The sequence below is a fragment of the Nocardioides lianchengensis genome, from assembly GCF_900101465.1.
Classification (GTDB): domain Bacteria; phylum Actinomycetota; class Actinomycetes; order Propionibacteriales; family Nocardioidaceae; genus Nocardioides; species Nocardioides lianchengensis.
In genome coordinates this window covers 260005-274170 of the sequence record NZ_FMZM01000007.1, presented here as the reverse complement: position 1 = coordinate 274170, position 14166 = coordinate 260005, and the positions used below count along the sequence as shown (strand labels likewise).

At 72.2% G+C, this 14166-nt stretch carries 12 protein-coding genes; 8 read left to right on the top strand and 4 right to left on the bottom strand.

The features are described from left to right. Positions 1-67: 67 nt before the first annotated feature. Genes BLT76_RS14530 through BLT76_RS14515 form a run of 4 tightly spaced genes read right to left on the bottom strand, consistent with a single transcriptional unit; the run spans position 68 to position 3810 of the window. Positions 68-565, bottom strand: coding sequence for an O-acetyl-ADP-ribose deacetylase (locus tag BLT76_RS14530; RefSeq protein ID WP_211752960.1), 498 nt, complete (start codon positions 563-565; stop codon positions 68-70). Next, positions 565-1569 (bottom strand): DNA topoisomerase IB, encoded by a 1005-nt coding sequence (locus BLT76_RS14525; RefSeq protein ID WP_090857314.1) that lies wholly within the window; start codon positions 1567-1569, stop codon positions 565-567. The genes BLT76_RS14530 and BLT76_RS14525 overlap by 1 nt, the downstream gene beginning before the upstream one ends. Positions 1570-1604: 35 nt before the next feature. Continuing rightward, on the bottom strand, positions 1605-2606 hold the full coding sequence (locus BLT76_RS14520) for a YncE family protein (protein WP_090857310.1): 1002 nt from the start codon (positions 2604-2606) through the stop codon (positions 1605-1607). After that, positions 2599-3810, bottom strand: a complete 1212-nt coding sequence (locus BLT76_RS14515) for a class I SAM-dependent methyltransferase (protein WP_090857307.1) — start codon at positions 3808-3810, stop codon at positions 2599-2601. Before BLT76_RS14515 ends, BLT76_RS14520 begins: the two co-directional genes overlap by 8 nt. Positions 3811-3975: 165 nt before the next feature. On the opposite strand from BLT76_RS14515, the gene BLT76_RS14510 reads away from it, so the two are divergent. The 8 genes from BLT76_RS14510 to BLT76_RS14480 all read left to right on the top strand — a co-directional run bounded on the left by BLT76_RS14510 (position 3976) and on the right by BLT76_RS14480 (position 14160). After that, entirely contained in the window at positions 3976-5217 is a 1242-nt protein-coding gene (locus BLT76_RS14510) for a glycoside hydrolase family 5 protein (protein ID WP_170867071.1), read from the top strand. A gap of 162 nt (positions 5218-5379) precedes the next feature. Then, a complete protein-coding gene (locus BLT76_RS25740; RefSeq protein WP_170867070.1) occupies positions 5380-5625 on the top strand; it encodes a hypothetical protein in 246 nt (81 codons plus the stop codon). Beyond that, entirely contained in the window at positions 5622-7745 is a 2124-nt protein-coding gene (locus BLT76_RS14505; protein ID WP_170867069.1) for a glycosyltransferase, read from the top strand. Before BLT76_RS25740 ends, BLT76_RS14505 begins: the two co-directional genes overlap by 4 nt. Then, positions 7745-9472, top strand: a complete 1728-nt coding sequence (locus BLT76_RS14500; protein WP_090857297.1) for a hypothetical protein — start codon at positions 7745-7747, stop codon at positions 9470-9472. The genes BLT76_RS14505 and BLT76_RS14500 overlap by 1 nt, the downstream gene beginning before the upstream one ends. Then, complete coding sequence (locus tag BLT76_RS14495) at positions 9469-10455, top strand: hypothetical protein (RefSeq protein WP_090857293.1); 987 nt, start codon at positions 9469-9471, stop codon at positions 10453-10455. The genes BLT76_RS14500 and BLT76_RS14495 overlap by 4 nt, the downstream gene beginning before the upstream one ends. Next, complete coding sequence (locus BLT76_RS14490; protein WP_090857290.1) at positions 10452-11600, top strand: hypothetical protein; 1149 nt, start codon at positions 10452-10454, stop codon at positions 11598-11600. Before BLT76_RS14495 ends, BLT76_RS14490 begins: the two co-directional genes overlap by 4 nt. Further along, positions 11600-13051, top strand: a complete 1452-nt coding sequence (locus BLT76_RS14485) for a substrate-binding domain-containing protein (protein ID WP_090857287.1) — start codon at positions 11600-11602, stop codon at positions 13049-13051. Before BLT76_RS14490 ends, BLT76_RS14485 begins: the two co-directional genes overlap by 1 nt. Further along, positions 13051-14160 carry a hypothetical protein gene (locus tag BLT76_RS14480; RefSeq protein ID WP_090857284.1) on the top strand — a complete coding sequence of 370 codons (1110 nt, stop codon included), beginning with the start codon at positions 13051-13053 and terminating at the stop codon, positions 14158-14160. Before BLT76_RS14485 ends, BLT76_RS14480 begins: the two co-directional genes overlap by 1 nt. Positions 14161-14166 lie beyond the last annotated feature (6 nt).

Sequence of the window (14166 nt, the reverse complement as noted above, 5' to 3'; positions counted from 1 at the left end):
GGTCGAGTAGCCCACGAGGAACGAGTGGGCGTATCGAGACCACCTGCGGGGAGTCTCGATACGCTCGCTACTCGACGAGCGACCGACGCACCAGGTCGTACGACGCCCGGTCGAACGCGACGATCCGCGCCTCGGCGACCGACGTCGAGGCCGAGCGGAGGACCTCCAACGCGCAGGCGATCGCGTCGTCCTTGGGCCAGCCGTAGGCGCCGGCGCTGATCAGCGGGAACGCGATCGACCGGGCGCCCAGCTCGTCGGCCACCTCCAGCGCCCGGGCGTAGCAGGACGTGAGAAGCGCGCGGTCGGTCTCGCCCCGGGTGCGGTTGGGCCCGACCACGTGGACCACCCACCGCGCCGGGAGCAGGCCTGCCGTCGTCCATCCGGCGTCGCCGGTGGCCAGGCCGCGGGGGAAGCGCCGCCGGCAGTCCTCCAGCACCGCCGGACCGCCCGCACGGTGGATCGCGCCGTCCACGCCCGCGCCGCCCCGCATCGCCCGGTTGGCGGCGTTCACGACCGCGTCGACCTCCTGGGCGGTGATGTCACCCTGCACCGCGGTGATCTCCATCAGGCCTCCTTGATCAACCTCAGCGTCGCACGCTCCAGCGCCGCCTGCCGCAGGTCCGGGGTGTCGTAGGTGCGCCGGGTGGTGCCGCGGATCGTCCGGCCGTCCTCGTAGGCCTCGACCACCCGCGGGTCGACGTACGACGACCGCGCGAGCGTCGGCGTGTTCCCCAGGAACGACGAGACCTCCTTCATCGCGCGGGCCACCGCGCGCTTCTGCGAGGCCTGCGACTCCCCCGGCTCGGGTGACTCCGCGAGCGCGGCGGCCGCGAGCACGGTCGCGTGCCAGGTCCGGAAGTCCTTGGCCGTGGCCTCGATCCCAGTCGACTCGCGCACGTAGGCGTTGACCAGGTCGGGCAGCATCGAGCGCCACGACCGGCCGTCCTTGTAGGACAGCAGCCGCAGGTCGCCCCCGCGGCGTCGACGCATCACCTCGATCGCCTCGATCACGACCACGTCGTCGATCTCGATCTCGTGCTCCACGCCGGACTTGCCGACGAAGGCGAAGACCAGCCGGTCCTGGCGCCGTCGTACGTGTCGACGCTCCAGGGTCGTCAGCCCGAAGCTGCCGTTGGTGTCGGCGTAGATGTCGTTGCCGATCCGGAAGTACCCCAGGTCCAGCAGCCGTACGGCGGCCGCGCAGGCCCGCTCCAGCGGCATCCCCTCGCGCCCGAGGTCGGTCAGCACCAGCTCGCGGGCCCGGGTGAGCGCCTTGCCGAACTCCAGCATCCGGTCGAACTTCTCGGCGTCGCGCCGGACCCGCCAGTCGGGGTGGTAGAGGTACTGCCGCCGTCCCGCGTCGTCGGTCCCGACCGCCTGCAGGTGACCGTTCTCGTACGGCGTCACCCACACGTCCTGCCAGGCCGGCGGGATCACCAGCTCGCGCACCCGCTGGGCGTCCGCGTCGGGCAGCCGAGCACCGGTCTCGTCGAGGTAGACGAAGCCCTTCCCGGCGCGCCGCCGGGTCCAGCCCGGTTGGTCCGGAGAGGTACGACGCAGCCGCGGCATGAGTGCTCAGTTGCCGCGAGCCGGGGCAGGCAAACTCACCCGCCCGGGCGGCGCCAGGTCCAGCGCAGCAGGAGCACCAGCAGGCCCAGACCGGCACCGGTGCCCAGCAGCCACGGCCAGACCGATCGGTCGACGACGACCTCCTCGGCGGGCGCGGGGTCGCCCTCCGGGTCGGGCGAGGCCGAGCCAGAGCCCGACGGTGCGGCGGGGGTCGGCGTGGGCGTCGGGGGCGCCAGGGCCGCCCGGACCTCCCGCGGCAGGCGCACCCGCAGCACGTCCGAGGAGGCGCCCTCGGTGCTGATCAGGATCCGCCCCTCCTCGTCGACCGCGAGCCCCTCACCCTGGTCCTGGTCGGGGAGCTCGAACGAGCCGACCTCCTCCAGCCCGGGCCAGGTCAGCACCTCGGCGGCGCCGTAGTTGCGGAGCAGGACGTGCCGGCCGTCGGGCAGGAACGAGCCGTCGGTGGCGATCGGGAGCGCGGTGCCCACGGCCTCCAGCCGGTTGGGACGATCGGCGTGGAGCCGGGCCGGGGCCCGGTAGACGACGCCGCCGAGGATCCCCTTGCTGACGACGACCAGGCGACCGGAGCCGGGCTCGGTCATCAGGGTCTCGGCGTCGGTGGCGCCGTCGGGGTAGACGAGCTCGAACCGCTCCGGCGCCACGGTCCGGTCCTCGCGGCCCACCGGCACCCGCAGCACCTCGACCGAGTCGCGCACGGCCCGGTTGTCGCCGATGTCGCCGACCCACACCTCGCCCGGCCCGGCCGGCGCGAGCGCCTCGACGTCGCGCGGGTCGTCGTCCCAGCGGGTCACGCCGACGGTCTCGCCGCTGGCCGGGTCCACGACGAGGACCCGGCCGGAGTCGCCCGAGTCGTTCACGGTCACGACCAGCCCGCCCCGGGCGACCAGCCCGCTGGACTCGACGATCTCGGGGTCGCGGAAGGTGAAGGCCACCTGCCCGTCGAGCGTTGCCGGCGCGGCGGCGGCGCCGAGCAGGAACGGGACGGCGACCAGGACGGCCAGCGCCCGGTCAGGCACGCGTGGCATCCAGCAGCTCGGCCAGCCGGGGGCGGACCGCCCAGGCGGCCACCAGGTCGTCGTACTCCGCGCGGACGTCGCCGGCGACCGGACCTCCGGTGCGGATCGCGCGGAGCATCGTGTTGCGCGGCGTGTGCTGGCTCTCGACGAACTGCACGACGTCGACGCGGTAGCCCTCGATGCGCAGCAGCCCGGCGCGCAGGCCGTCGGTGAGGGTGTCGGCGAGCCGCTCGCGGAGGATGCCGTGCCGGGTCAGCAGCGCGTACGGCGCCGGGGTGGGCGCCTTCCGCAGCTGCGCGGCGACGTCGTGGTGGCAGCAGGGCGCGGCCAGCACCACCTGCGCGCCCCAGCCGACCGCCTGGGCCAGCGCCTCGTCGGTGGCGGTGTCACAGGCGTGCAGCGCCAGCACCACCTCCGGGGCCGGGTCGAGCGAGACCCCGCCGATGGTGCCGACGACGAACTCGGCGTCGACGCCCAACGAGGCGGCGACCGCGCTGTTGTGCTCGCGCGACTGCTCCTTGACGTCGACGCCGGTGACCACGACCGGCAGGCCGCGCACCGCGGTCAGGTAGCGCTGCGCAGCGAAGGTCAGGTAGGCGTTCCCGCAGCCCAGGTCGACGATCCGCAGCGGCTCCTCGGCGGTCGGCCGCCGCAGGTGGCCCTTCTCCAGCGCCTCGGTGAGGGTCCCGTCGAGCAGCCGGAGGAACTCCTCCACCTGCCGGTACTTCGCCTGCCGGCTCGGCTTGAGCCGCCCCTGGGCGTCGCTCAGCCCGAGCGCCCGGAACACCGGGTCGTCCTCCGACAGCAGCCGGTCCTTGGCCCGGTCGTGACCGCGCTCGGCGGCCAGCGGTGCCGTGCGGTCGGTCGTGTGCCGGACCGCCTCGAGCTTCTTGGTCACCCGGACCTGGTGGCTCTGGGTCGTGGTGTCCACGTGCCAGTTGCCGAAGGGCAGGCCGAGCAGGTCGTCGACGGCGGCGCGGGCGCCGTCGCCGACGGCGTGGTTGGCGGTGTGCGCCTGGGTCTCGTCGTACGACGTCACCTGGAGGTGCCGACCGGCCTTCAGGTCGACGTAGCGCAGCTCGACCCGTCGCCACGGCGGCTGGTTGCCGCGCTGACGGCCGCTGGCCACCGCCCGGACCAGCGCGTCCGGGTCGAGCAGGTGCCCGCGCACCTGGGCCAGCACCTGCGACAGCGGCTCGGCCATCTCAGCTCACCACCGCGGCGATCACCACGATCACCAGCAGCGCCACCAGGGCGGCCGGGATGATCAGGCGGCGATAGCGAGGGTTCACCTGACGAGTCTAGGAGCGGGCACCACGGACGGGCGCGCGCCCCCGTACGATTCGTGCCCGACGGAGAGGGGGCCTTCGTGCACCGACGCGTGCGTGTCCTGCTGATCGTGGCGATCGCCCTGCTGCTGACGACGGCCGGCGTCCTCGCCGTCCGGCAGTCCGGCGTCCTCGACGACGGGACGGGCCCGGCGGCCGAGACGACCGGCGCCGCGCAGCCCCGGGTCGAGGAGAACCGCCTGGTCGACGCCCGCACCGGCCGCGACTTCGTCCCCCGAGGCGTGAACTGGTCGAGCTTCGAGTACGCCTGCGCCCAGGGCTGGGGCCTCAGCGCCCTCGACACCACGGCCGGCGCGGCCGACCCGCACGACGCCCAGGCGGCCGCGATCGCCTCGTGGGGCGCGAACACCGTCCGGCTCCCGCTCAACCAGGACTGCTGGCTCGGGAGCCGCGGTGCGCCGGTGAGCGATCAGTACGAGGAGCGCACCTACGAGGCCTACCGGGACGAGGTCGCGCGCTTCGTCACCGCCCTGAACCGGCACGGCCTGGTCGTCATCCTCGACCTGCACAGTCGCAAGCGCGCCGAGGCGCCCGAGTTCGGCAACCTGGCCATGCCGGACGCCGAGTCGCTGGTCTTCTGGCGCAGCGTGGCGACGGCGTACCGGCACCGCCCCTCGGTGATGTTCGACGCCTTCAACGAGCCCTACTCCCGCTACGACGCCACCGACGAGCTGGTCTTCGACCTGACCTGGGCGTGCTGGCGCGACGGCGGCTGCGAGGCCCCGGCCGAGGACGACCAGACGGCCACCGACGGGACCCGCACCTACCCCGTCCAGGGGATGGCGGCGGTCGTCGGCGAGATCCGGGACAGCGGGGCCGAGCAGCCGATCCTCCTGGGTGGCCTCGACTACGCCAACGACCTCAGCCGGTGGCTCGAGTTCGCCCCCGACGACGACCAGCTGGTCGCGGCCTTCCACAGCTACGACTTCAAGGCCTGCTCGACCCTCGCGTGCTGGGACTCCGTCCTCGGCCCGCTGGCCGACAGCGTGCCGGTCCTGACCTCCGAGCTCGGTGCCGAGGACCCCCTCGACGGGTACGTCGACCGCTACCTCGAGTGGGCCGACGACCGCGGGATCGGAGCCGTCTTCTGGGTCTGGGCCGCGCACGCCAGCGACCCGATGTCCCTTCTGGTCGAGCAGGGCGGAACGCCCACCGAGTACGGCGTCCGCACCCGGGCCTGGCTCTCGGGCGCGCCGGTCCCGGCGGTCGGGGCCACGGCCGGAATCACCCCCGAGATCACCCCGGAGACGCCCTCCGGATGAGCGCGGGTGTGCCCGCGTGACGGCGACCACAGGCGACGACCCCGAATTTTTACAAGCTGTTACTGGCCTGAGGAAGTTCAGTGGGAGCCCGCCCGACAGGATTGACCCTGTTATCCCTGGGGTCCTGAGACGGGCCGGGGGTCATCAGTGGGGGGATGAGTCATGACGGTCCAAGCAGCTGCGTCGCGCCCGGTCGGGAAGACCTCGGGTGCCGCGGGCCTCGGTGCCTTGCTGCAGCTCGGTGTGTTCGTGGTCGTCGTCGTCACCTTCCTGGTGGCGCCGCTCCTCGCCCTCGCCGTCGCGTTCCTGGTCTACACGGTGATGCGCGGTCGCGGCGAGGCCAGCCGCCCCGCGGCCGGCTCGACCACCGAGGGTCCCGCCTTCGGCTTCGGCTCGGGCGCCCGGTGACCGCCACGATCGTCGCGTCCGCGACCCGGCTCACCGACGGCATCGACCCCGAGCTCGGCCTGCTCCTGCCGGAGGGCTTCTGCCGGACCTTCCGGGTGATGCCGTACGCCGAGGTCGACGGGCAGCTGCTCGTCGCCGCCGCCGACGTCGCCGACCCGATCGTGGAGCGGGTTGTCGACGAGTTGATCACCCGGCCGTTCGTGCTCGTCCGGCACACCGTCAACGAGATCAACGGCGCCATCGACGCGGTCTACCCGCCGCTCGAGGAGAACCTGGAGTCGCCCGAGGCCCGTCGGGCCCGGACCCAGATGGCCCAGATGCTGACCCGCAGCGGCCTGGTCACCGAGGACCAGCTGCGGACCGCCACCCTGGAGTACTCCCGCACCGGCGACCCGCTGGGCGACATCCTGGTCTCCCACGGCGCCATCTCCGAGGACGTGCTGGTCGCGGCCCTCTCCGAGCTGCACCAGCTGCAGCGGGTCGGCCTGACCGACTTCGAGCCCGACACCGACGTCGCCCGGGCGCTGCCCGAGGCACTCGCCCAGGAGCTGCAGGTCGTCCCGGTCGCCCGCACCGGCACGGAGTTCCTCCTGGCCGTCGCCCGTCCGCTGGGCCGCGAGGACCTCGCCCGGGTCGAGTCGGCCCTCGGCAAGCCGGTGCGCCAGCTGCTCGCGAACCGCACCGACCTCGACCAGCTGGTCCAGCGCGTGCACGCGCACCACTACGCCGAGATCGCCACCCGCCTGGTCATGGAGACCCGTCCGGAGGAGTCGGCCCACGTGGTCGTCTCGCCGACCCAGAAGGCCTTCTTCGTCTGCGCCCTCATCGTCACCGTGCTGGTCGGCGTGGTCTGGCCGACCAAGACCATGATCGGCCTGGTCGCGCTGTGCAGCCTGGCGTACCTGTCGGTCTCGATCTACAAGTTCCGGCTGACCCTGCGGGCCCTCGGCACCCACCTCGAGTACGACGTCACCGACGAGGAGCTCGCCGACCTCGACGAGCGGATCCTGCCGATCTACACGATCCTGGTCCCGCTCTACAAGGAGGCCGGCATCGTCCCGCGGCTGGTCCGCGACATGAACGCGCTGGACTACCCGAAGACCCGCCTCGACGTGAAGCTCCTCTGCGAGGAGGACGACGTCGAGACGATCGCCAAGATCCAGTCGATGAACCTGCCCCCGCACTTCCACCTCGTGGTCGTGCCGGACAGCCTGCCGAAGACCAAGCCGAAGGCCTGCAACTACGGCCTGCAGCTGTCCAAGGGCAAGTACTGCGTCATCTTCGACGCCGAGGACCGCCCGGACCCGGACCAGCTGAAGAAGGCGTTCGTCACCTTCACCCGCGTCGACCGCAACGTCGCCTGCGTCCAGGCCAAGCTGAACCACTTCAACCAGGACCAGAACATGCTGACGGCCTGGTTCGCCAACGAGTACTCCATGCACTTCGAGCTGATCCTGCCCGCCATGGGCGCCTCGGAGTCCCCGATCCCGCTCGGCGGCACCTCGAACCACTTCGTCACCTCGACGCTGCGCGAGCTCGGCGCCTGGGACCCGTTCAACGTCACGGAGGACGCCGACCTCGGCATCCGCCTGCACCGCGAGGGCTACCGCACCGCGATGATCGACTCCACCACGCTGGAGGAGGCCAACTCGGTCGTCCCGAACTGGATCCGGCAGCGCAGCCGTTGGAACAAGGGCTACTACCAGACCTGGCTCGTGCACATGCGCAACCCGTTCCAGCTGCTCTCGCAGGTCGGCCTGAAGGGCTTCCTGAGCTTCAACCTGACCATGGGCAGCGCCTTCGTGCTGCTGCTCAACCCGATCTTCTGGGCCCTCACCACGCTCTACGTCTTCACCCAGGCCGGCTTCATCGAGCAGCTCTTCCCGGGCATCGTCTTCTACGTCGCCAGCGCGATGCTGTTCGTCGGCAACTTCATCTTCATCTACCTCAACGTCGCGGGCAGCCTGCAACGCGGCGAGTTCGGGATCACCGGCACCGCCCTGCTCTCCCCGCTCTACTGGGGCCTGATGAGCCTGGCGGCCTGGAAGGGCTTCATCCAGCTCTTCACCAACCCGTTCTACTGGGAGAAGACCGAGCACGGCCTGGACGAGGAGCACTGATGAGCGCCCCTGTCATCGAGCCGACCCCGGCTCCCTCCGAGCCGGTCATCAAGCGCACCCGGGAGCGCCTGGCCGGGACCGTCCAGGCAGTCGGCCACCGGCCGCACGACATCCCGCGCCGTCGGTGGGAGAGCCTCGCGATCTTCGCGTTCTTCGCCGTCGCCTACATCTGGTTCGGCTACTGGCTCGTCGTCGAGATGCACGTCGTGAGCTTCGAGACCCTCGACCGGCTGAACCGGTCGCTCATGGTCTGGCACAACGACCCCGCCAAGCTCTCGGCCATCGGCTTCGACTACCCGCCGCTGACCACGCTGCTGATCTCGCCGCTGACCCTGGTGCCCGCGCTGGCCCGCTCCCTGGCCATCGTGCCGGTCGCCTCGGCGCTGTTCGCCGCAGGGACGATGGTGATCCTCAACAGCATGCTGCGCCGGGCCCAGGTCCTCACGGCCCTGCGCTACGCCGTGCTGCTCGCGGTCGGCGCCAACCCGCTCGTGCTCCTGTACGGCGCCGGCGGCTCGCGCCAGTTCATCTGGATCTCGCTGGTCATGGTGGCCGTGGGCGCGCTCTTCGCCTGGTACGTCACCGCCGACATCCGCTTCATCATGATCTCCGGCCTGGCCTTCTCGGTCGCGACGCTCGCCGGCTACTCCAGCCTGATCTGGTTCGCCATCGGCGCGCTGATGATCGGCTCGGTGCTCAGCCGCCTCGGCGCCCGCGGCGAGGAGATCGAGGGCACCACCGTCGGCTTCGCCGCGCCCACGGCGTACGTCATCGCCCTGTGGACGGCGTTCAACCTGATCCTGCTCTCGAACCCGTTCGCCTGGATCACCGACAGCAGCGACGCGGCCTCCTCGATCGGCGTGGAGCACTTCACGTTCCTCGAGCTCGCCCAGTACACCGGCCAGCTGGTCCTGTACGGCGCGCCGCTGGCGATCGTCGTGCTGCCCGCCCTGATCTTCACCGGCTTCCGCAGCAACGGCTTCGCGCTGTGGCTCGCGGTGATGCTGGCCGCGTCGATCCTGGCCCCGGCCGCGTCGGTGGCGCTCGGCCTGACCGACGCGCCGATGCTGATGCGCAACGCCCTGCTGATCCTGCTCTTCGCCGTGATCGGCGCGATCTGGGTCGCCCGCTCCTCCGGCACCCAGAACGCCGTGGTGAGCGCGATCCTGGTCGCCCTGCTCATCGGCAGCATCCCGTGGACGTTCCACGCGATGAAGACCTACCGCTACCAGAACCTGGAGTCCTCCTTCGCCGCCGCGATCAGCACGCGGGAGAGCCAGGAGGGGGCGCGCACGCCCACCGGCGGCACCGTCGGCACGGCGTCGGAGCAGGCGATGGCCGACTTCATCCGCGCCAACATCTCCGGCAAGAGCACGATCCTCACCGACAACGCCCAGACCTACGCCGTGATGCTGCTGACCGGCGACCCGGCGCTGTTCTTCGACCGGGTCGACCGCTCGGACGGGCCGTGGCAGGAGGCCGCGAAGGACCCGGCCGGGTACGACGTCCGCTACCTGCTGTTGTCGACCGACACCAGCGAGGACCTGCTCAGCCAGCTCTACAGCGACGCGGTCGACGGGACCGACACGCTCCTGCCCGAGGTCTTCTCCACGCCGCGCTACACGCTCGTCGGGGTCACGCCGGACTACCAGCGGCCCGACTCCAGCAGCCCCGCCGCCCCGACCCCGGCCCTCGACGACACCACCTCTGGAGGTTCGGTCCAGTGATCGACCACGACAGCATCGCCCCGCCGCCGTCGCTCGCCGACATCCTGTCGGGTGGTGAGGACCTGATCGGTCGCGTCGACTTCGGCTCCCGCCTGGTCCCCGAGGCCCGCGACGACGCGGCCGACAGCACCGATGGCACCGGTGGCACCGCCACGGCCACCCGGACCCGCACGCCCCAGGTCGCCGCGAAGCCCGCCCCCAAGCCGGCCCCGAAGGCCCCCGAGGCCCCGAAGCCCGCCGAGACGCCCGCCCCCGAGGCCGAGGCAGAGGCTGAGCCGACCGCGAAGCCCGGCCGTACCCCGAAGTCGAAGGCCAAGCCCCGCGGCAGCGCCCGGGCCACCCTGCGCCCGGCCCTGAAGAGGGTCACCGAGGAGCCGGTCGCCGAGGCGCCGGTGCTCGCCCCGGTCGTGGAGGAGGAGCCTGACGAGGTCGAGATCGAGATGGAGCTCGACGACGAGCCCACCGTCGCGCCGCAGTCGTTCCTCGACGAGGAGCCCGACGAGCCGCCGTTCGGGCACTCCTACGTCGACCCCTACGCCACCTCGTTCGCCGACCCGTACGCCGGCCGCGTCAGCGCGCCCCGCGAGCTGCCGAGCATGACGGCGCCGTCGGCGGTGCCCCAGGACGACGTCGCCTACCTCGGCCTGTCGGTCGAGGAGGTCGCCGACTCGGCCCGCGCCCGGATGCGGGCCGCCGAGGTCGCGCACCTGCGCCACCTGGAGGCCATCGAGAACGAGGCCGCCCGGCGCCTGGAGCTGCTCACGGCCCAGGCCGAGCTCGACGCCGAGCTGATCCGCCTGCACGCGCGCCGCGAGGCGCACGCCATCATCACCGCCGCCCGCACCCGCACCGGCTCCGCCGGTGGCGCCACCCGCGCCGAGCGCCGGCTCGCCGACGTCGGCGGGTCGTTCTCCCGCTTCGCCGAGTCCCTGGAGTCCAGCATCGAGTCGTCCTCGGCCCCCGACCACCGGTACCGGCCGTGATCGCCCGCCGCCGCCACGGCCTCGTCGCCCTGGCCACCGCCACCGTCCTCGTCCTTGCCGGCTGCGGGGGTGGGGACGACGAGGCGAAGGCCGACCCGGACCTGCAGATCGCCGCGTCCGGCGCCGACGCCGCCGACACCCTCGACTCCGCGGAGACCCGCTTCTTCTCCGACTCCTCGCCGTGGAACACCCGCGCGGACGACCTCGACGTCGACCCGGCGTCGAACTCGATGATGAGGCTGGCCCGCGAGCGGGTCGGCGTCGTCGAGGACGGCAACGACATCACGGTCGAGCCCCGCCAGATCACCGACCCGGTCTACATCAACACCGAGGCCTGGACGACGCCCGTCGTCGCCGGCGGTGAGCCGACCAAGGTCGTGTGCCGGCAGATCATCTGCGGCGACGGCGCGGACAGCATGGTCCTCAACGTCCCGACCGACATCGACCCGGACCCGCGCTACGACGGCTGGTACACCATCTTCGACACCAGCAAGTCGATCGCCTACGACCTGTGGCGCGCGCGCCGCGAGGACGACGGCAGCATCTCCTACCACTTCATGCGGATCTGGGAGCTCGACGGACCGGGCTTCAGCGCCCCCCAGGTCGTCGGCGCCCGCGGCTCCGGCCTCCCGCTCTTCGCCGGGCTGATCCGGCCGGGCGAGCTCAACGCCGGCAGGATCGACCACGCGCTGGCGATCAGCGTCCCCGGACCCGCCCAGAGCAGCTTCGTCCAGCCCGCCTCGTCGACCGACGGCAACGGCCAGCCGAAGTCGCTCCCCGAGGGCGCGCGGATCCGCCTCAAGGCCGACGTCACCCTGTCCGAGCCGGTGGACCCGGTCACCGGCAAGCCGATCCCGATGACCGCCCAGCAGCGCCGGTACGCCGACGCGATCACCCTCGCGCTGCGCACCTACGGCGCGATCGTCGTCGACCGCGCCGCGGTCCCTACGCTCTACGCCCAGCGCGACGTCACCGGCGACATGCTCCGCGGCAACGAGCTGCAGGGCCTGCACCTCGAGGACTTCGAGGTCGTCAAGCTCGGCAAGCGCTACGAGTACCCGCCGGACGAGGTGGACGCGGGCGACGCCTCCACGCCGTCCTCGGACCCGTCCGCCACCGCCACCCCGACCCAGGGAGCCTCCTGATGCCCACCCCGAGCGCCGCCCGCCGCGGACTGGCCATCGGTGCGGGCCTCCTGCTCGCCGCCGGCCTGCTCACCTCGTGCAGCTCCGACGAGGGTGACGGCACCGACCTGGTGGCCCAGGCCCAGGAGGTGCAGTACCGCACCGAGCTGGCCCAGCAGCAGGAGATCGAGCGCCGCGCGGCCAACCTGCCGACCCGGCCCGCCGGCACCGTCGTCATCGACGGCAACACCGACAGCTCGCTGACCCGCGACCTCACCTCGGCGTACGTCGCCGACGGCACGGTCACCACCGTCGACGTCGGCCACAGCGGCGAGGACGAGGCCTTCCAGCGGCTCTGCGCCGGCGAGATCGACCTGGTCGACTCGAGCCGCGCGATCAGCCGCTCGGAGTGGGAGGCCTGCCGCGCCGTCGGCCTCGACGTCGTGCAGTTCCAGGTCGCGGCCGACGCGGTCGTGGTCGCCATCAAGTCCGAGTCCGACGTGGGCGGCGACTGCCTGACCACCCAGCAGGTCCAGGACATCTACCGGGCCGGCTCGCCCGTCACCAACTGGGCCCAGGTCGGCCTGGACGAGGTGCCGCTCAGCGTCGCCGGGCCCGACACCCAGAACAAGGCGTTCGACTTCTTCGGCCGTACCGTCCTCGACGCGCAGCAGCCCTCGCTGGTCAACCTCCGCTCCGACTACCGCGCCCTCGACAGCGACCGCGGCTCGCGGACTTTCGTCGTCGGCAGCGCCCGCGACGAGCGGATCGCCGGCACCAACGCCGACCGCCAGCGGGTCCGCGAGCAGCTGCGCAGCGAGGTCGCCGCGCAGCGCCAGGTCGTCGACGACGCCCGCGACGAGGTCGAGGCCGCCACCGCCGAGGTCACCAAGGGCGTCCGCGACCAGCGGCCGGCCGCCGACCAGGCCCGCGACCAGCAGCGCCTCGACAAGGCGAACGCCGCCTACCAGGCGGCTCGGACCAAGCTGGTCACCCTGAAGGCGAGCTGGACCCGGGCCAAGCGGGCCGCCGACGGCTCCGCCGCGGCGCTGAAGCGCTACGAGGCCACCCGCGGTCACCTGTCGTACTTCCGGTTCAGCTACTACGAGCTCTTCGAGGAGCAGCTCCGGCCGTTCGAGATCACCCTGCCCGACGGCCAGCGCAACTGCGTGTTCCCGAGCCAGCGGACCATCGTCTCGGGGCAGTACCCGCTCTCGCAGCAGCTGCTGCTCACCACGACCACCCGCTCGCTCGACCGCGACGACGTCTCGGGCCTGCTGGAGTTCACGCTCTCCCACGCGGTCCAGGAGGCCGAGGACGCCCGTCTGGTCCCGCTCCCGGACGCCCAGGTGAACCAGCAGCTCGCGGTGGTCCGCGGCGAGCAGGCGCCGACGCTGGTCGTGCCCGAGGAGGACAAGGCCGCGGTCGAGTCCACGAAGGACGCCGAGCCGGTCGACGAGCCGGCCCAGTGATGCACGCGGGTTCTCGGGGCCGCTGGCTCGTCACTCCCCTGCTCCTGGCGCTCGCGGTCGGCGGGGGCGTCGTCCCCCTGTCCGCGGCGGGCGCCGCCGACGGCGCACGGGTCGTCACGCTCGACTCCGCGCGCGTCGGCACCAGCACGAGCGCGCCCGCGACGATGCGGGTCGCGCGCAAGAAGGACACCACCCGGGTCGTCCGCAAGGTGACCGTCTCCTGGAAGGGCACCAAGCGCAAGCGGGTCTACAGCAAGTCGGCCGTGGTCCCTGGCATCGGCCGGCTCACCCTGACCTGTCGCCCCAACGCCACCTACGTCCGGCTCACCGTCTCCGACCGCTCCGCCGAGACCCAGATGTGGATGGCGAAGTACGAGACCAAGAACAACCGCGCGGTCGTGGCCACCAAGACCGCCCGGGTCTACCGCTACGCGCACGCCCTCGACGACGGCACCGGCGGCACCGGGAAGTCCACGACCGAGGGCCTCAACCAGCGCTCCCAGATCGAGAACTACTCCAGCGGCTACCTCGACGGCATCATCAGCCAGCGACCGGGCCGCAACCGGCCGGTCACCGGCACCGCTCCCGTCCCGGTGACCTCGCTGAAGCTCAACTGGTGGTGGACCGGCTTCCGCAACCCGATGTCGTGGCGCTCCTGCAAGATCGACGCGGTCCTCACGACCCGGCTGAACCAGCGGATGGGCGTCAACTGGCACGGTGTCGCCGACTCCCCGACCACTCAGCTCGCGCAGTACGCCGTGGCCGGCCTCGGCACCCTGCAGCTGCGCTGCGAGCCCGACGTCGGCAACGACGACGGACGGCGCACCCTGTCGCTGGCCCCGGCGGTGCGAGGCCGCAGCTCGCGGGTGTGGGTCGAGACGATCTCGGGCGAGGGCCAGGTCGAGGACCACGTCGACGGCGAGACGGTCGACTACGACCCGGAGACCAAGCTGGTCGGGCCGATCGACCTGCCCCGCAACGGCATGCTGCGGCTCTTCTTCACCGTCGGCGGCGTGAAGCGCAGCTTCATCGTCTCGTCGTACCTGCTCACCAACGACCGGATCCGCCCCGAGCTCAACGTCTGCGAGACGGCGATCGCCGCCAGCTGACCCGGC